This window comes from Shewanella sp. Iso12 (assembly GCF_012030025.1).
Classification (GTDB): domain Bacteria; phylum Pseudomonadota; class Gammaproteobacteria; order Enterobacterales; family Shewanellaceae; genus Shewanella; species Shewanella algae.
In genome coordinates this window covers 134,821-152,450 of the sequence record NZ_JAAUHW010000012.1, presented here as the reverse complement: position 1 = coordinate 152,450, position 17,630 = coordinate 134,821, and the positions used below count along the sequence as shown (strand labels likewise).

Annotated in this window: 14 protein-coding genes; 10 read left to right on the top strand and 4 right to left on the bottom strand. The window is 54.7% G+C overall.

Going from position 1 to position 17,630, the window contains the following annotated elements:
• Window positions 1–2,394: a bifunctional aspartate kinase/homoserine dehydrogenase II gene (locus tag HCX89_RS18100; RefSeq protein WP_167716915.1), complete on the top strand. Its 2,394-nt coding sequence runs from the start codon at window positions 1–3 to the stop codon at window positions 2,392–2,394.
• Between the two features lie 1,252 nt (window positions 2,395–3,646).
• Complete coding sequence (metF, locus tag HCX89_RS18095; RefSeq protein ID WP_025887953.1) at window positions 3,647–4,537, top strand: methylenetetrahydrofolate reductase; 891 nt, start codon at window positions 3,647–3,649, stop codon at window positions 4,535–4,537.
• Between the two features lie 63 nt (window positions 4,538–4,600).
• Here metF and HCX89_RS18090 read toward each other — a convergent pair whose 3' ends face one another.
• The gene (locus tag HCX89_RS18090; protein ID WP_167716947.1) at window positions 4,601–6,448 is read right to left on the bottom strand and encodes a methyl-accepting chemotaxis protein; all 1,848 of its coding nucleotides are present in this window, start codon (window positions 6,446–6,448) and stop codon (window positions 4,601–4,603) included.
• Between the two features lie 353 nt (window positions 6,449–6,801).
• On the opposite strand from HCX89_RS18090, the gene slyA reads away from it, so the two are divergent.
• The 5 genes from slyA to HCX89_RS18065 all read left to right on the top strand — a co-directional run bounded on the left by slyA (window position 6,802) and on the right by HCX89_RS18065 (window position 11,280).
• On the top strand, window positions 6,802–7,269 hold the full coding sequence (slyA, locus tag HCX89_RS18085) for a transcriptional regulator SlyA (protein WP_167716913.1): 468 nt from the start codon (window positions 6,802–6,804) through the stop codon (window positions 7,267–7,269).
• Window positions 7,270–7,279: 10 nt separating this feature from the next.
• Window positions 7,280–8,338: an HlyD family secretion protein gene (locus HCX89_RS18080; protein WP_167716911.1), complete on the top strand. Its 1,059-nt coding sequence runs from the start codon at window positions 7,280–7,282 to the stop codon at window positions 8,336–8,338.
• 8 nt (window positions 8,339–8,346) lie between these two features.
• Window positions 8,347–9,375, top strand: coding sequence for a DUF2955 domain-containing protein (locus tag HCX89_RS18075; RefSeq protein ID WP_167716909.1), 1,029 nt, complete (start codon window positions 8,347–8,349; stop codon window positions 9,373–9,375).
• A 288-nt stretch (window positions 9,376–9,663) separates the two neighbouring features.
• A complete protein-coding gene (locus HCX89_RS18070) occupies window positions 9,664–10,218 on the top strand; it encodes a c-type cytochrome (protein WP_231473586.1) in 555 nt (184 codons plus the stop codon).
• Window positions 10,219–10,227: 9 nt separating this feature from the next.
• Window positions 10,228–11,280, top strand: coding sequence for a c-type cytochrome (locus HCX89_RS18065; RefSeq protein WP_107110432.1), 1,053 nt, complete (start codon window positions 10,228–10,230; stop codon window positions 11,278–11,280).
• Window positions 11,281–11,511: 231 nt separating this feature from the next.
• On the opposite strand, the gene HCX89_RS18060 is transcribed toward HCX89_RS18065, so the two are convergent.
• Window positions 11,512–11,907 carry a hypothetical protein gene (locus HCX89_RS18060; RefSeq protein ID WP_025010187.1) on the bottom strand — a complete coding sequence of 132 codons (396 nt, stop codon included), beginning with the start codon at window positions 11,905–11,907 and terminating at the stop codon, window positions 11,512–11,514.
• A gap of 645 nt (window positions 11,908–12,552) precedes the next feature.
• Here HCX89_RS18060 and HCX89_RS18055 point away from each other — a divergent pair.
• The 3 genes from HCX89_RS18055 to HCX89_RS18045 all read left to right on the top strand — a co-directional run bounded on the left by HCX89_RS18055 (window position 12,553) and on the right by HCX89_RS18045 (window position 14,542).
• Window positions 12,553–12,933, top strand: coding sequence for a GFA family protein (locus HCX89_RS18055; RefSeq protein WP_145839145.1), 381 nt, complete (start codon window positions 12,553–12,555; stop codon window positions 12,931–12,933).
• On the top strand, window positions 12,930–13,142 hold the full coding sequence (locus tag HCX89_RS18050) for a cysteine-rich CWC family protein (RefSeq protein ID WP_081737167.1): 213 nt from the start codon (window positions 12,930–12,932) through the stop codon (window positions 13,140–13,142). The genes HCX89_RS18055 and HCX89_RS18050 overlap by 4 nt, the downstream gene beginning before the upstream one ends.
• A gap of 62 nt (window positions 13,143–13,204) precedes the next feature.
• The gene (locus HCX89_RS18045) at window positions 13,205–14,542 is read left to right on the top strand and encodes a sensor domain-containing diguanylate cyclase (RefSeq protein ID WP_167716907.1); all 1,338 of its coding nucleotides are present in this window, start codon (window positions 13,205–13,207) and stop codon (window positions 14,540–14,542) included.
• A gap of 68 nt (window positions 14,543–14,610) precedes the next feature.
• On the opposite strand, the gene HCX89_RS18040 is transcribed toward HCX89_RS18045, so the two are convergent.
• Both HCX89_RS18040 and HCX89_RS18035 read right to left on the bottom strand, forming a co-directional pair.
• Entirely contained in the window at window positions 14,611–16,416 is a 1,806-nt protein-coding gene (locus tag HCX89_RS18040) for a DEAD/DEAH box helicase (protein ID WP_037475015.1), read from the bottom strand.
• A 169-nt stretch (window positions 16,417–16,585) separates the two neighbouring features.
• Window positions 16,586–17,617 carry a M20/M25/M40 family metallo-hydrolase gene (locus HCX89_RS18035; protein ID WP_254428405.1) on the bottom strand — a complete coding sequence of 344 codons (1,032 nt, stop codon included), beginning with the start codon at window positions 17,615–17,617 and terminating at the stop codon, window positions 16,586–16,588.
• Window positions 17,618–17,630: the final 13 nt, after the last annotated feature.

The window sequence follows — 17,630 nt, the reverse complement described above, 5'->3', positions numbered from 1 at the left end:
ATGGCACGTTGTCACCTACATAAGTTTGGCGGTTCCAGTCTCGCCGATGCCGATTGCTACCGACGGGTCGCCCATATTTTGCTGACCCATGGTCATGCAGATGATCTTGTAGTGGTTTCCGCTGCCGGCAAGAGTACCAATTTTCTCTATAAATTGCTGAACCTGAAGGAATCTGGCGCTCTGTGGCAGGAAGAGCTGCAGGTGCTTGTCGGTTATCAGCAGAATCTGATTGAACAGCTGCTGGGCAATGAACAGGCGCGTCAACTGCGGGAGCGTCTGTCTACAGATAAGGCGCAACTGGCCAGTTTGTTGTCCTTGCCTGAACTCAGCGAATACCAATGCAATCAGGTGGTGGGTTTCGGTGAACGCTGGTCGGCCAGACTGATGGCGGCTCTACTGAGGGAGTCCGGTGTCGCCGCTTCCCATGTGGATGCCCGCAGTTTGTTGATTGCCGATGAGGGCGCAGTCCCCAGGATTCGCCTCGATGAGTCCCGTGAAAGGGTGCAGCGACTGCTGGCCGAGCATCCCGATGAGCGCATGGTGATCACCGGCTTTATCTGCGCCAATAGCCAAGGCGAAACTCTGCTGCTCGGTCGCAACGGCTCTGACTTCAGTGCTACCCTGATAGCCAGCCTGGCCGATATCGACAGGGTGACTATCTGGACAGATGTCGAAGGGGTGTTCAATGCCGATCCCAACAAGATTGCCGATGCCAGGCTGCTGAGCAGTATGTCGCTGGCTGAGGCCGACCGCCTGGCGCGGCTCGGCTCCCCGGTACTGCATTGCCGTACCCTGCAGCCGCTGTTTGATACCGAGGTCAGCCTGGCGGTGCGTTCGAGCTACGCCTCTCATACCGACTTTACCCTGATAGCCCCCAAGAGTGATGCTGCAAGCGCCCCTGTGGTGACCAATCTCAATCAGGTGTCACTCTTGAGCCTGGAGTTCAATGGCACCCAGACTCAGACGCTCGATGCGCTCAATGAGGCGGGTTTGACTCCGCTGGCCTACTGGTCTCAGGGGCAACACAAACTTGAGCTGGCCTATACTCCCGAATTATCCCGCCAAGTCTGGCAGTTACTGGAAGCGCAGACATCCGAGCTCAAAATTCAAAGCATTACCGAGGACAGAGAGCTTGGGTTGGTGGCCCTGGTAAGCAGTGGCGCCGGCAGTTATCGCCGCAGCTTTGCCCGCTTGCTGAGCCGTGAAGCGCGGCCTCTGTATCAGGATCAACTCAGCCTGGTCACCCTGGTGCCCAAATCGCAGGTAAACCTGCTGACCCAGAAGGTGCACAGGCGCTGCGCCGGCCCCCGCAAACGCATAGGCGTTATTCTGCTGGGGGTGGGTAACATAGGCGAAGCCTGGGTGGAGTTGTTCGGCCGAGCCCGCGACGGCCTCAAACGTGAGCTGGAGGCCAGTGTTGAACTACTTGGTTTGGCGAGTTCAAGCCGTGCCTGGATCTGCAATGAAGGGATCTTTGGGGATGACTGGCAGGCAAGGTTTGAAGCCGAAGCCACCCCTTGGCAGTATGAACATCTGTTCGAACAGCTTGCGTTGCTGCAAGCCGATGAACTGGTGGCGCTGGATATCAGTGCCAGCGCCGGACTGACACTGCAGTATCCTGAGTTTTTTGCCCGTGGCATTCATATGGTCAGTGCCAACAAGTTGGCCGGCTCCGGGCCATTGCCTTTCTACCGCGAGCTGAAACAGCAACTGGGTAACCGCCGACTGTTCTGGCGTTACAACGCCAGTTGCGGCGCCGGGCTGCCGGTGCAGCACGCGCTCAATGATTTGCACAACAGCGGCGACAGGGTAGAGGCTGTCGGCGGTATCTTCTCCGGCACGCTCTGCTGGCTGTTTGAGCATTTCGATGGCATCAAACCTTTCTCCGAGCTGGTGTTGCAGGCCAAAGAGCTGGGGATCACTGAGCCGGATCCCAGGGACGATCTTTCCGGGCGTGACATGCAGCGTAAGCTGTTGATTTTGGCTCGAGAAATCGGTCTGGAACTGGAGCTTGAAGATATTCGCTTAAGCTCTCTGGTGCCTGAGGCGCTGGCCGATATTCCGCTGGATGAGTTTTTGCAGCGGATCCCCGAATTGGATGCCACTCTCGCGCAGCAGTTTGCCGCCGCGGCCGAGCAAAACAAGGTGCTGCGCTATGTGGCTTCATTGGAGCAGCAAGATGGCCAGGTTAACGCCGAAGTCTCTCTGCAATGGGTCGAGCGTCAGCATCCATACGCCAATCTGACCCCGGGAGATAATGTGTTTGTCATCCGCTCGGCCTTCTACCAGGGCAATCCGCTGATCATTCGCGGCCCAGGTGCCGGTAGGGAAGTGACTGCCGCAGCAGTACAGTCGGATCTGGTGCAGATCTGTCGCGATCTGCTGCAGGAGTAGGGTTGGCATTAGCGTCATATTTGAAGCCGGTTGCCTCTTGGCTAGGAAAAGCCTGTGTGAGAGGCCGTTCTCAGACGTGCTGTCCTTCACGGTATTCGGGCTTCCAGCCTATCCGTACCGCGGGTGACGGGCTTGCGGTTTAGCTGGAAGCTGAGATCAAGTTTATTGGTGAGCTTTGGCTTAAAGCCATGCTAGCCGTTGTGCCAGCGGCGTAAAGTCGTGGTGTAAATGCCTCCATGCATAAGGGCCAGTTCGCCATCCTTGGCTCTCGCTCGAAAGTACGTTGCTACGCAACTCTCGCCAAACCACACCGGGCAAGGGGCTTTGCTTGTCCAAAGCCCCTTGCATCCCCAAGGACACCCCCGACGTAGCCGAAATCCCCGCTGGCTTATGAAACAAATTGGCTACACTCAGGACTCGCATCCTTGCTCGACCTTCGAGCCTCGACATCCCTGTCTCGGCTACGCCAATTTGCAACAACGCCAGCGGCGGCTCCGAAGGGGGAATTGGTGCAATTCTTTCCACACAGAGTTGTTTTAAGCTGCAGACATACACCTAATTATCAGGCATAGGCGGAACTGTGACCGTCGAAAACAAGGATGTTTTCGTCGAGGCTACATGGACGTATTCACGCCGTGTCACAGGCTCGCCTGTGCATAAGCCTGCGGCAGGCAATGGGAGACATCCGTTGCTGGAAGTTCAATCTATGTTATTTGGCTATTTTGAGCTGAAAGCAATGATAGCCGCTGTGCCAGCGGCCTAAAGTCGTGGAGCTTCGCCCCACACCCGACCAAGCGGGGAGCAACAGCAATCCCCTCTTGGATCTCCCTTGCCGCCCCACACGGTGTCGAAAGCCCCTCGGCCTAATGGCGCAAATAACTAGCGCTTCAGACGCTCATCCCTGATTCGACTGTCGCTGCTTCGGCATCCATGCCTCAGCCACGTTATTTGCGCCAACGGCTTTCGGCGACACCGAGGGGGAATAGGTGCAACTCTGTTAGTCCTGAGCAGCTTGAAATATTTGAGCGATTTGCAGACATACGCCTATTTTCCAGGCACAGGATCACTTGTGCGAGAGCTCTCCCCAGGTGTAAAGCCGAGGCTTTGCAGAAACACTCATTAGTGGCTTTTATACCGATTAAGATAAATACACCTTTGAAACCATCTTTGGGCTTGACTTCAATGACAGTTTCTCTAGTATGTGGACATATAGACGTCCAAACGTCCAGATAGACAGTTGAGGGAATTTTCAATGGCTTTTCATCACGCACAACATGCGCACTCGCTGAACCAGAGCTTGTCCGAGCTCAACGGCGACATCAATGTTTCTTTCGAGTTCTTTCCACCCTCAACGCCTGAGATGGAAACCTTGTTGTGGAACTCAATTCAGCGCCTGGAGCCACTGAATCCCAAGTTTGTTTCTGTCACCTATGGTGCCAACTCAGGAGTGCGGGATCGCACTCACAGCGTGATCGAGCGGATCCAGCAGGAAACCGAGCTGGTGGCGGCGCCGCACCTGACGCTGGTGGATGCCAGTGATGAAGAGTTACTGGAGTTGGCGCGTCACTACTGGAACAGCGGTATTCGTAACATAGTGGCGCTGCGGGGCGATCTGCCGGAAGGCAGCCCCAAGCCGACACGTTTTGCCTCAGATCTAGTGCGTTTGCTGCGCTCGGTCGCCGACTTTGATATTTCGGTGGCTGCCTATCCTGAGGTGCACCCGGATGCAGCCAATGCCCAGGCTGACCTTATCAACCTGAAGCGCAAGATTGAGGCCGGTGCCAGCCGTGCCATCACCCAGTTTTTCTTCGATGTGGAGTCTTATCTCAGGTTCCGCGACCGTTGTGTGGCCGCCGGCATTGATGTGGAAATTGTTCCTGGGATATTGCCTGTGGGCAACTTCAACCAGCTCAAGCGTTTCGCCGCCATGACCAATGTGTCTTTGCCGGGATGGCTGCACCGCCAGTTTGAAGGTTTGGATAACGATCCCGGTACCCGGGCGTTGGTGGGCGCCAACGTGGCCATCGACATGGTCAAGGTGCTTTCCCGTGAAGGGGTGAAAGATTTCCACTTCTATACCCTGAACCGCGCCGAGCTCACCTATGCCATCTGCCATACTCTGGGAGTGCGTCCCGGCAAGTGATGGCCTCTCAGTGAACCTTTGATAAAAGGAAGCCCACCAATCGGTGGGCTTGTCTTTAGTGAGTTAAACCTTGAATTGGCTGACCAACTGCTTGAGGCGTACCGACAGCTGCGCCAGCTCTTCACCGGCGACGGCTATCTGGGCGGCGCTTTCACTGCCCTGAGCCACGCCATCATTGATATTGTTGAGATTGCGATTGATCTCGGCCGAGACGGCGCACTGCTCATTGGCGGCGCTGGCTATCTGGATATTCATCTGGGTGATGGCGGAAACCGCGGCGCGGATCTCATTGAGAGCCGCATCGGCGTTTTGCACTTCGGCAACACACTTATCCATGGTTTGATTACTGCTTTGCATCACACCGACGGCTGACTGCGCCCCTTGTTGCAGGGTTTCAATCATCTGCTGAATTTCGGTTGTCGATGCCTGAGTGCGGCTCGCCAGGGTGCGTACTTCATCGGCCACCACGGCAAAGCCCCGTCCCTGCTCGCCGGCCCTGGCTGCTTCAATGGCGGCATTGAGTGCCAGCAAATTGGTCTGATCGGCAATATTGCGGATCACTTCCAACACTGAGTCTATCGCCTGACTGTCCTGCTCTAGCTTGTCGATAGCAGCCGCGGCGCCGCGGATCTCTGACTCCAGCCCGGCCATCAGCTCAACCACACTGTTGACCACCTGTTTACCTGAATCAGTGGCGGCATCGGCTTGCTCTGCCGAGTCGGCGGCAACAGTGGCATTTTGGGCGACCTCCTGAACCGTGGCAGCCATCTCGTTCATGGCGGTAGCCACTTGTTCGGTTTCCCTTTGCTGTTGCTCGGCGCTGTGGCGGCTGTCGCTGGTGATGCCGGACATCTCTTCGGCCGAGGTTGCCAGTGAGTCCGTGGCTTGAGTCACCTGCTGAATAGTTTGCTGGATTTTGGCGACAAACAGATTGAATGCCCGCGCCAGATCGGCAATTTCATCCTTGCTGCTCACTTCGATACGCTTGGTCAGGTCGCCTTCCCCTTGAGCGATATCTTCCATGGCGCTGGTGGTTTGCGCTATAGGGCGGGTGATGCTGCGGGCGATAAAGAAGGCGATAACGGCGCCCGCCAACAGCGCTATGGCACCAATGGCCACCAACTTGAGTTTGATATACCAGAGGCTGGCTTCCGAGTGGCTGCGATCCATGGCGATCGCCAGTACGCCAATGGGATTATCGGAAAAGTCAGTCACCTGATGCAGGTAGAGGACATGACTATTGTTATTCAGACTTATCAGAGACTTGTCAGCTTTTCCCTGTTGTACTTTCAGCAGCAGCGCCGTGTCTTTGAAAGCCGCGGTTTCAAAGGTTCCGCCAAAACGGCGGTAACCGCTGCTGTCAGGTGTAAGCAGGGCAATTTCGGCCTGGTAATTCTGTTTGAAGGCATCGAAGAAAGGCTGGCCAAATGACATGCCAAACTCAACCGAACCTGTGTGTTGTCCCTGATAAGTCATTGGAGCAAGGCCACGGATCCCGAGGCCGGCCACACCCTTCTCGAGCCCCATTATCGGCTGCTTGCTGTTGTTGGTTTGCACTACGGTTTGGCGAAACCCAGAGAGATCGTCACCGAACTTTTCTGGTTTATGTACCCTGAGGAAAGAGGTGGCCGGTGGCAGATGGAACTGAAACTGCTGCACGGCAAAATCCCGCTTCAATGGGGTAAACAGTTGTTGGCTGCGGTTGTTGAGTGAATCCCTGTCACCGAAGGCGAATTCCTGCTGCATTTCCGGGGTGTTGGCCACCACTGTGGCCAGCGCCTCGGCCAATCTGCCTGAAGAGTCAATTTCAGCAATCGCAGTTTGATACAGCTTATGCAGTTCACGCTGCTCGGCATTGTCAATTTGGCCGGAAAATTCCGACAGTACCAAGGGCATGATAAAGCTCATCATGGCGATAAGCACGGCGCAGATCCCCAGCACGATTCGAGTGCCGATTTTCAAATGTGAGAACAAGTTAGCCTCCAGGTATGGGAGTGATTAAAACGAGGGCGCAGGATCTCAATAGCCTTGTAATAGCCACCGACCTTGCGCTGGGCTCATTGTACCTTCACCGGGTCAAACAAGGTTGGAAAATTATAGTGGCCCTTGTGTTAACTGATTGCGACGTATGACAAATTTTTGTCCCGATCCGTTTACTTACTGAACAGATGTGCGAGGCAGATCGGGTTTATTTTCGATCGGCTATTTACTTAGCAGGCTAAATAAATAAAATGCTTAGCCTGCTAATTAATCAGTTAATCAAGATGCACAGATATATAGAACAGCTGACCGAGACTTCTCTGGGAGAGCGCTTGGGGCGTTTACACAGGTTGTGGCGCATGGTCGCCGATAACGAGTTGGCGCCTCTGGGGCTGACCCATCCTCGCTGGACCGCGCTGTGGAAGCTGAGACGCATGGGCGGCCACATCAGTCAGAAGCAGCTGGCCGAGTCTCTGGAGATAGAGCTGCCTTCTTTGATGCGTACTCTGGGGCAGTTGGAGCAGCAGGGGTTGATCACCCGCCACAGCTGCGAGCACGACAAAAGGGCTCGCATCGTTTCCATGACGGCCCAAGGAGAGGAAGTTATTCGCTCCATGGAAGCCAGAATCATCCAGGTGAGGGCCAAGCTGCTGGTGGGTATAGATCCGGATGAGCTGGCCCATTTTGAAACCGTGATCACCAGGATTTGCGATAACGCCCAACATCAGCTGCAGCAAGAACAAGATAAGTGAGAGAGACTTTATGACGCCAGATCAACAATTTGCCAGACTTGTTAAAATTTCCATGGCAGGCTTTGTGCTGGTCTTTGCCTATTTCATGTTGGCGGATCTGGAGATGCCACTGACGCCGCAGGCTATGGCGACCCGCACTGTGGTCAAGATAGCTCCTCAAGTGAGCGGCCCGGTGCAATCTGTGGCCGTGGCCAACAATCAACATGTAGAGGCCGGTCAGTTGCTCTTCGCCATAGATCCGGCCCCCTTTGAGCTCGCGCTTGAGCAAGCCAAATTGGCGCTGGAGCAAGCGATGCAGGATAACGCTGAGCTGGATGCCGCCATAGAGGCTGCCAGAGCCGATGTCAGCGCCAATGAGGCCATGTTGCAACAGAAACAACGTGAGGCCAGGCGCCTGGATGCACTCTATTCCAGCAATGGTGTGTCACGCCAACTCAAGGATCAGGCAGATACCGATGCCAGTTCGGCGCTAGCCAAGTTGGCAGCCTCCAAGGCGCAGTTGGCCAAACTCAAGGTTTCCCGGGGAACAGCCGGGACAGAGAATCTCAAGTTGCGCCAGGCCCGCAGCCGTTTGGCTCAGGCGGAATTGGATCTGAGTTACACCAAGGTGCTGGCAGAAAACGAAGGCATAGTGACCAATCTGCAACTGGCCAGTGGCAGCATGGCCAACAAGGGCCAACCTGTATTAGCCCTGGTGTCGGAACAGCTGGACATCATTGCCGATTTTCGCGAGAAAACCCTCAGGGGAGTCGAACCGGGCACTGAAGCCTGGGTGGCGTTCGATGCCGAGCCAGGCAGACTCTACCCCGCCAGGGTCAGCAGCCGCGATGCTGGTGTCAGCGCCGGACAATTCGACGCCAATGGCATGTTGGCGACACCGACCGAGTCGGATCGTTGGGTGCGGGATGCCCAGCGTCTGCGTTTGCACTTTGAACTCCTGGGTGAAGAACACCCCATGTTGGCCGCCGGCTCCCGTGCTACGGTACAACTACTGCCGGACAATAGTTTCTACCGTTTCATGGCCAAGCTGCAGATCAAGGCAATCAGCCTGCTGCACTACATCTATTGAGGTGGCCGATGATCCTGCGTCACCACCCCTTGACTCAGAATGAGCTGCGCCAGTGCCTGCGCATAGCCACTGGCGCCAGCCTGGGCTTTCTGATCTGTAAGCTGATGAATTGGAATTACGGGGTGTTTTACACTGTCACCCCCATGTTGTTGCTGGGACTGGTACCTGTTATGAACGGCCATGCGGCGCGTCAGTTGCTGGCCGCTGCGGCCATCTGTGGGATTGAGGTTGGCATCATAGGCGGTTTGCTTGGCAGCCATCCGGCACTGATGACCTTGATTGTCTTCGTACTGTTTCTGTATCGCTTTGCCTGTATGTCCCGTGGCGCTCTGTTTCTATTTGGTGCCAATGGGGTGATCAGCCTCAGCATCATGCTGCATTTTGCCAGCTATCCGGATACCGATCTTAACGATCTCATCTTCGGTAACTTTTGGGCCAGTGTACTGTCTGTGTTGATAGCTTATTTGATGACAGTGTTGATCCCGGATGTTGAACCTCGCAGCGCTTATGTGCCCGGGCCCAAGCAGCCCCACAGAATGCGCCATGAAGCGCTGATGGGGGCCAGTGTTGCAACCCTGTCCTTTCTGATATTCCAGGCTTTTGATCTGCGCGACTCCATGTCGGCTCAGGCAACTACCTTACTGTTGCTGTTCCCCATGCATTGGAATGGGGCTCTCGACTACGCCCGCAAACGGGCAATGGGCACTGTACTCGGGGTGGTATACGGGATGGCGGTGCAGCTGTTTCTGTATGATTGGTCCGGTGTGCTTTTGTTGGTCGTACCCATGCTCTGGTTTGGTACCCTGTTGTTTGCCCAAGCCCATGTCAAAGAGGCCAGCGGCTCGGCGGTGGGCTTTGGTGCCATGACCACTTTGGGAATACTGTTCGGCCAATACCTGACTCCGGGGAATGATCTGATCTTCAGTGCCCTGTATCGGGTGAGCAGCATTCTGGTGGCCATAGTCGGTACTTTACTGGCCTGTTACCTGTTACATCATTTTCTCAATAGTTTTGAGGCGACCCGCTTTGGAGATTAATTACCTCTAAACGAGAATCGTTATCCAATACATTGTTAGAAAAGGGTTTTTTATAAAACTCAAATCGTAAGCAAATATTTCAAAGCCTGGGATTTATTTGAGCTGCAAACCTTATGGCATCTGGATTGTGCCCGGTTACCCTGGTTTTTTGATATTTATCGCAAACTTCTCATATATGTGATTTGGATCTATGCTATAGCCCTTACTCATAATGGGGGATAACAGATGAAATCAATCACGCTCGCCGCAGGTGGCCTGCTGCTGTTGGCTCAGTCCATAGGGACAGCCATGGCAGCACAACCGGCTATGCCACCACAGGCCGCGCTTTGTGGCAGTTGCCACGGCCCTCAGGGACAGGGCGTAGAGCCGCTGGGCCCAAGGCTCGCCGGACTTTCCAGCCAATATATTCAACAACAGATCAAGCTGTTCCAGGCGGGAACCCGCCAAAACGCCACTATGATGCCCATGGCCATGACTCTGCAGGGGGATGAGGTTATCGGCCAGGTGGCGGATTACTTCTCTGCCCAGAGCGTCGCCGAGGTCAAACCCAAGCTCAGAGGTGAGCAAGTGGTATTTGCCGATCCGACTGAAAAACTGGTGTACCAGGGCGATTGGACCCGGAACCTACCCGCCTGTGTAACATGCCATGGCCCGTCAGGCCTGGGTGGCGGCACTTTTCCAAGGCTTGCCGGTCAGCAAGCCAGCTACATCAAGACTCAACTGCACGCCTGGCAGGATGGCAGCCGTAAAGGTGATGTCGATGGCATGATGGAGCATGTTGCCAAACAGCTCAGCAGCGCCGAAATCGACGCCATCGCCAGTTATTTTGCCAATCTCAAGTAAGGACGCAGCATGAAAAAATCTACTCTGTTTATCATGGGTGCTGTGGCCGCAATGACAGCTCAGGCCCAGGCCGAGAATCTTCCCGATCGCCAGGCGCAATTGCCTTCTTCTCCCAAGGTGGAGGGACAGGAGTATCTTATCCCCAGACCGCTGGATACCATTCCGGCCGGTGCCTTTGGTGACAAGGTGCGCAAGGGCTATCAGCTGTTCGTCAATACTCAGCAACTGCGCGATAAATACGTCGGCAATGAGCTGAACTGTGTCAACTGCCACATGGATGCCGGCCGTAAGCCCAACGCTTCTCCTATCTGGGGTGCCTATTTTGCTTATCCTGCTTATCGGAAGAAGAATGATAAGGTCAACAGCTTCGAAGAGCGTATTCAGGGCTGTTTTACCTATTCAATGAACGGCAAGGCGCCAAAGAGCGGCAGCCCTGAGTTGGTGGCCTTGTCTGCCTATGCCTATTGGCTTGGGGTCGGTGGCTTGATGGATCAATACGGCGTCAACGGCGAAGTGCCTGAACTGGCCGATGCCGAGCTTATCAAGGGCGGCAAACGGGAAGACTTCCCTATTCCTGAAGCCATTAAGCAGCAATTGACGGTAGAGCAACGCGCCAATCTGCCGGGCCGGGGTTACCCTTCAATCCCCAAACCTGAGCAGGCCTATGACCCTGCCCGTGGTGAGCAGGTTTATCAGGCCCATTGTCAGGCATGTCATGGTGCCGATGGCCAAGGTCAGGCGATAGCCGGTGTATATGCCTTGCCACCTCTTTGGGGGCCTCAGAGCTTTAACTGGGGCGCCGGAATGCACAGGGTTAACACGGCTGCCTTCTTTATTCACGAGAATATGCCACTGGGCAAGAGTATGCAGCTAACCACTCAGCAAGCCTGGGATGTGGCTGCCTATATCAACTCCCATGAGCGTCCTCAGGATCCCCGCTTCAAAGGAAAGCTCGAGGAAACCCAAGGCAAGTATCACAAGCATGCCGGTTACTATGGTAAAGAAGTAAAGGGTATCTTGCTGGGCAAAGAGGCTTATCCAGTCTTCCCCAAGAAGCAGTAAGCTCAGAGCCCCTTAATCTATTCAGCGCGCCCATAGGCGCGCTTTTTTATACCTGACTGCAAGGAGTAGGGATTGCGGCTCTGCTGGCTATAGACCGCCGAGGGGACAGGCATTGAATAGCCGGGAGGGTATAGAAAGAAATAGAAAGGCCGGTCTCAGGGGGATGACCGGCCTTTGATACTGATGGGCTCAAGCGGAGATGAGCCCAGGCATTATACTCTGCTTAGATGATCAGAGATTATTTTCCAGGTACTGGCGGATAGCTGTGTCGTTAAAGACACAGGCGTGGTTGCCGCCGAAACCGACTTCGAGTGCGAAAACGCCATCGCCGATACGCATGTTCTTGGCTTCTTCGGCATTGTCGTTGATGTTCTTGATATGCAGGGTCTTGATCTGCGCAACAATCTCTTCCTTGGCGTCCTGGTCGTTGGCGAGTTCTCTGAACGCGGATTTGACACGATCCAGTGCATAGGTGGGCACGTACATGATCTCTTTGGCGCTGTCGAAGCTATCCCAGTCAAAGGTTACGTCCAGGTCGGCATCCAGAATGCTCTTTATGTCCTGCTTGAACTCAACCACATACTGCTCTTCGATAGAGCGCTTCCATTGCTTTTCTTGTAAACCCATTATTTCCTTCTCTATAAGTTGAGGAGAGCGCGTACTGGCCACTCAAGCAACCGATTTACGCCCCCAAATCATATCCCTTGGTTTGTTTCCAAGGAGGTAAACCGGGGCCAGTCTACCTACTTTGTGGCATGGGATCCATAGGGTTATGAGCGAAAAATGCTTCCTTAAAAATAAATTAAAAGCTCAGCTAATCAATGAGATTGGTTGTTTCGCTCCGATAGTATGCTATTTGTTCGCTATCAGAAACATTCGTTGGCACCCCCTCGGCGTTGATGACAAATCCTCGGTGCCATAGGGGCGATAAGCCGCCTGATAGCGCTATTATCAATAGAGCAACCATTATCAACATTATCGGTTCAGGCATGGATTTGAGAACTTCAGCTTCAGGAACTCGAAGCCGAACGTTCCATTATGGCATCTGGAATAGTGGCAATTTACTGCAACAATATCGGGTGAAATGCTTACCCATTGGTAGGAGGATAAGCATAGAATGAATGTCTGAATGGAGAATTATTTAGCTTGGCAGTTCAGCTTCTGTCTATTGGCAAGGTTTTTTCCCTGGGGCAAGATGAAATAAGCCGTATGCCGTTTTGCTTGAATTTTCAGCATAAGCTTGCCCGATAAAACAGGACTACAGGGATTGTCATGACTCAGACTCACTATATTGCCCGTTGCCATTGTGGCGGGGTTCGGTTGGCGCTCACTTTTCCCGAGGGAGTCAACAATGTTCGCCGTTGTGATTGCTCCATGTGTCGCCGCCGCGGCGCGCCGGTAGCCTCTGTGTCCTTGGCCAATCTCAAGCTGGTGAGCGGCGCAGAGCTGCTCAGCTGTTATCAGTTCAATACCCATGCCGCCAAACACTATTTCTGTAGTCGCTGCGGTATCTATACTCACCATCAAAGGCGCTCAAACCCACAAGAGTACGGCATTAATCTGGGGTGCATCGACGAGTTGGATCCCTTTGCCTTCAAGGATGCTCCCGTGATGGATGGCATCAATCATCCCGCTGACAGGGAGGCCTTATGACAGATAAGTCTGCCGCCCTGTGCCCCGTCTGCAGGCAAGCCAATCAATGCGCCATGGCGGCAGGTACAGATCCTGCGCTTTGCTGGTGCATGCAGGCTGACTTCAGCTACCTGGAGTTGGCGCTGCGGAATATCCCACGCCATAGCTGTATCTGTAGTCGTTGCCTGCAGGAGTTAAAGCAGGAAAAATCCACTGTTCCAAAAAGTTAGGCATGTTAACCTAGGTCAACTACAATGACCTCAGCGTAATGGGCAAGGAACTGCAAATCAGCGTGAATTCAGTGTATTTGGCGTATTTGGCCAACCTCCTCCTCTTCTCGATTCCTCCGCTGTATCTGGCAACTTTGCCGCCCATGGTGCGCAGGGTAGGTCTATATAGCTACTTGTCCATTATTCTGCTCATTGGTGGGGTATTGGGCGGCGTATACGCCTTTCCCCTGGCCGATGGCCTGACACTTTCCGGTGGCAGCATGGCTTACGGTGCCTTTATGATGACGGCCGTCATGCTGTTGATCACTGAACGGCGCGAGTATGTGTTTCACTATCTGCTCAGGTTGCTGATCTCGGTCAATCTATTTGTCTTTTGCGGTTTCGAGTTCCTGTTATGGGTGCTGGAAAGCCCGAGTATGGTCAACTTCAACAATCTGAACCCGGATCTGTTTCGGGTTTCGTTGTGGGTGATGTTGCTGGGCGGTACCATGATAGCCCTGCAATTTCTGCTGATGATGCAGCTGTTTATCTGGCTCAAGAAATGGCTCAAGACCTTGGCCGCCGTGACCGGAGTCTACACCTTGGTGTTTATTCTGGTGCTTTGTCTCGATGGGGTAGTGTTTCCCTTGATCCTTGTTGGGCTGGAGCCTGAGTTAGTCGAAAAAATAATCAGTAATCTGCGCGGAAAGCTGGTGCTGGCCATCTCTTTCAGCTTGCCTTTACTGCTGTTTTATTGGCTGTTTCGCAATAATTTGCGCGCCTTTATCCGCACGCCACTCACTATTCGCAAACTCCTTTACGTAAGCCGGGATCAGCTTATCCGCGAGCTCAATGCCAGCCACTCAGAGGCCAGTCGCCTCAAGGAATACAATGCCCAACTGGCGAAACAGTCGCAGCAGGATCATTTGACAGGCCTGTCCAATCGCCGCCATTTCGATGATAGATTCCAGTATTACTGGCTCCATAGCATGCAGGAAGGGGAGCCTTTCTCACTGGTGATTGGCGATATCGATTTTTTCAAGCGTTACAACGACAGATATGGTCATCAGCAGGGGGATCGTTGCCTGCAGCAGGTTGGGGCGTTGTGGCGGCGCTATCTCTTGTCTCATGGTGCTCTGGTCGCGGCCAGGATAGGCGGTGAGGAGTTGGCGGCGCTGTTTCCGGGTAAGAATGAAGCTCAGGTCAAACACTTGCTACAAGGGTTTATTGAGGCGCTGCTGGCGCTGGGGATAGAACATAAAGACTCTGACGCGGCGGCTGTGGTAAGTATGAGTCTGGGAGTTGCCTGCCACCTGCCAAACCAGAATCATGCCCCATCAGAGCTGTTTGCCCAAGCCGATGAGGCCCTTTATCGCGCCAAAACATTGGGGCGTAACCGGGTTGAAGCCGCATCCGGCTGATGTTTTGTTGTTAACAGTGAAGCCGATACAAAAAACCACCCTTGAGGGTGGTTTTTCATTGGCGGATATCAGCCGCGGTCGTCACGACGACGGGGCTTACGATCCGGACGGCGCTCTCCAGAGTGTTTGCGAGGGCGACGAGCCGGGCGCTGTTCACCTTCGAAGCTCTGGCTGCCGGCTTCACGGATATTGATAGGTTTGCCACATACCCGTACTTTCTTCAGGTGTGCCAGTACGTCTTTAGGCATGCCGGCGGGCAGATCGACTGTGGTCAGGGTATCGAACAACTGGATCTGGCCTATGTAACGGCTGTCTATGCTGGCTTCATTGGCGATGGCACCAACGATATTGCCTACACCTACACCGTGTTCACGACCCACATCCAGCACGTAACGGCACATCTGCAGATCCGGGTTGTCCTTCAGGGAATCGGCCTTGCCGAGATCGCCGGGAACCGGACGAGAGTCACGACGGCGCGAACCACGCTCTTCCCGTGAACCACGATCGTCGCGTGAGCCGCTGCGCTCATCACGGCTGTCACGCTGACGCTCCTGGATCGGAGGCAACTGCAGCGGACGCTCTTGCTGTACCTGGTGCAGCAGTGCTGCCGCCAGAATATCTGTGTCCACTTCCAACTGCTGACACAACTGAGCCACGGCGCCTTTCATAAAGTCCAGCTCTTCGTTGGCTATGATGGCAGCAACCTGTTCGCCCAGGCGTGACAGACGGCGCTCGGCCACAGTCTCAGGGCTTGGGACCTTCATCGGGGAAATACGGCTGTTGGTGGCACGCTCAATGGTGCGCAGCATGCGCATCTCTCTGTGGGTCACAAACAGAATCGCCATCCCGGTACGACCGGCGCGGCCGGTACGACCGATACGGTGTACATAGGCTTCGGTATCGTAAGGGATGTCATAGTTGACTACGTGACCGATACGCTCAACGTCCAAACCACGGGCGGCAACGTCGGTGGCAATCAAAATGTCCAGCTTACCGGACTTGAGTTGATCCACGGCGCGCTCACGGGCCTGTTGGTTCATATCACCGTGCAGTGGTGATGAGGCGTAACCGCGGGCTTCCAGCTTTTCGGCCAGTTCCACACAGGAGTTACGGGTACGCACAAAGATGATGATACCTTCGGTGTTTTCCACTTCGAGCACACGTACCAGGGCTTCCAGTTTGTTGTGCTGAGACACCTGTACAAAACGCTGCTCGATGGAGTCAACCGTGGTGTGGCTGGCGGCAATGCTGATGGTGGCAGGGTTGTTCAGGTGCTTGTTGGCAACCCGCTTGATCTGCTCAGGCATGGTGGCAGAGAACAGTGCCAGCTGACGCTCGGCCGGAGTATGATCCAAGATCCACTCGATATCGTCGATAAAGCCCATTTTCAGCATTTCATCGGCTTCATCCAGCACCAGAGCCTTGAGGCTATCGAGCTTGAGGGTGCCACGGCGCATATGGTCCATGACCCGGCCAGGAGTACCAACTACTACCTGAGGGCCGCGACGCAGCGCCTGCAGCTGTTGGTGCATGCTTTGACCGCCATAGATAGGCAGTACATGGAAACCTTTCATGAATTTGGCATAGCTTGAGAAAGCTTCAGCTACCTGTACCGCCAGTTCGCGGGTTGGTGCCAGCACCAGAATTTGCGGTGCGTTGAGGTTATGGTCTGTTGCATTAAGCAGAGGCAGAGCGAAGGCGCCGGTTTTACCCGTACCTGTCTGTGCCTGGCCGAGAATATCCTGGCCCGCCATCAGGGGGGCGATACTCGCAGCTTGAATTGGGGTCGGGTTCTCGTAGCCGAGCTCATCTAGAGCACGCAGCAACGCCTCGGAGAGGCCGAGTTCTCGGAAAGTTTTTTCACTGGATGACATGGGTTGTAGCCTTGTGGACGCGTCCGGATGACGCAGAAAGTTTCACAGACAGAAAATCAACCCCGTGTCGATTTCCCGCACCGAAAACGCCAGATTATAACAGCGAAATCTGCTTCTTTCCACGGCTAAAGGAATTTTTATGGCAAATTTAAAGCAAATAGTAGGCCAACTATCGGTTTTGTAACTGCTTAGTTGGCAGTCGCAGCAACTGTTCCGCCGCCTCGGCCACGGCGCCGATGAAAGGATAATCCAGTCTGTCTGCCGTGTCGTCACGGGTATGGTACTGGGCATGGGCGGGAACGCCGAAATAGAGCCAGGGGATCCCAGCCTGGTGGAAGGGATAATGATCCGAGGCCCTGAGCCAATCGGTACGCTGCACGCTGCGACCAATAGGGCGCGGATGACTGGGGCGAATGCACAGCCCTGTGCCCGCCATCAGTGCGGCGCTGAAGTTATCATAGTGGCGGAAATAGCGGCTGCCTTCGAGGTAGATGGCATAAGGAAGCCCGGGCCTGCCTATCATGTCCAGATTGACCGCCAGCGAGATGTGCTCGGCAAAACCGCTCTGCTGTAATGCGCTCACCAAGGCCTTGCTGCCATAGAGTCCCGGCTCTTCGGCGTCACTGGCAATAAACAGCAGGTTGTAGCGACTGGGCGCTTGTTTGACTCTTCGGGCTATGGCCAACAAGGCCGCCACGCCAGAGGCGTTGTCGTCGGCTCCCGGATAAAAGCCCGGGCCGCGATCGCCCAGATGATCATAGTGGGCAATCAGCAGGCGCCACTCAGTGGTCGGCTGGGCAGCCGGCAGCCAGCCCAGCAGGTTGATGCCCCGAGCGTCGGCAAAGCCATCGACATAGTTGAATGAGTGTTGAAAGCCGCTCAGAGTCTCGGCCAGGGGCGGAAATACCGAAGTGAGCGGCTGCAGGCCGATCTGTTCAAAGCGCTCCGTGAGGTACTCACGGCTGAGCGCCGCCCCTTGGGTGCCGCTGCGCCGACCTTGCAACCTGGGCGAGGCCAGCACTTCGACATCCTGTTGCAACTGCTTCGTCTCGGCCCAGCTCAGCTGAATCTCAGCGCCGCAGCGTTCGGGCGAGCTGCTGCAGCCGGCAGCAAGCGCCGGCAATATCAATAGGAGTGCCCACAGCGGAGAGCGAATAGAGAGTGCCCACATCTGCGGGCGGATAAAGAGTGTCATCGGCATCCTGCCTCCGGCA

Bases quoted from the DNA above. Each gene is read 5' to 3' on its own strand.
- HCX89_RS18100 (WP_167716915.1), top strand. From the start codon at position 1: ATGGCACGTTGTCACCTACATAAGTTTGGCGGTTCCAGTCTCGCCGAT.
- metF (WP_025887953.1), top strand. From the start codon at position 3,647: ATGGCTTTTCATCACGCACAACATGCGCACTCGCTGAACCAGAGCTTG.
- HCX89_RS18090 (WP_167716947.1), bottom strand. From the start codon at position 6,448: ATGATGAGCTTTATCATGCCCTTGGTACTGTCGGAATTTTCCGGCCAA.
- slyA (WP_167716913.1), top strand. From the start codon at position 6,802: ATGCACAGATATATAGAACAGCTGACCGAGACTTCTCTGGGAGAGCGC.
- HCX89_RS18080 (WP_167716911.1), top strand. From the start codon at position 7,280: ATGACGCCAGATCAACAATTTGCCAGACTTGTTAAAATTTCCATGGCA.
- HCX89_RS18075 (WP_167716909.1), top strand. From the start codon at position 8,347: ATGATCCTGCGTCACCACCCCTTGACTCAGAATGAGCTGCGCCAGTGC.
- HCX89_RS18070 (WP_231473586.1), top strand. From the start codon at position 9,664: ATGGCAGCACAACCGGCTATGCCACCACAGGCCGCGCTTTGTGGCAGT.
- HCX89_RS18065 (WP_107110432.1), top strand. From the start codon at position 10,228: ATGAAAAAATCTACTCTGTTTATCATGGGTGCTGTGGCCGCAATGACA.
- HCX89_RS18060 (WP_025010187.1), bottom strand. From the start codon at position 11,907: ATGGGTTTACAAGAAAAGCAATGGAAGCGCTCTATCGAAGAGCAGTAT.
- HCX89_RS18055 (WP_145839145.1), top strand. From the start codon at position 12,553: ATGACTCAGACTCACTATATTGCCCGTTGCCATTGTGGCGGGGTTCGG.
- HCX89_RS18050 (WP_081737167.1), top strand. From the start codon at position 12,930: ATGACAGATAAGTCTGCCGCCCTGTGCCCCGTCTGCAGGCAAGCCAAT.
- HCX89_RS18040 (WP_037475015.1), bottom strand. From the start codon at position 16,416: ATGTCATCCAGTGAAAAAACTTTCCGAGAACTCGGCCTCTCCGAGGCG.
- HCX89_RS18035 (WP_254428405.1), bottom strand. From the start codon at position 17,617: ATGCCGATGACACTCTTTATCCGCCCGCAGATGTGGGCACTCTCTATT.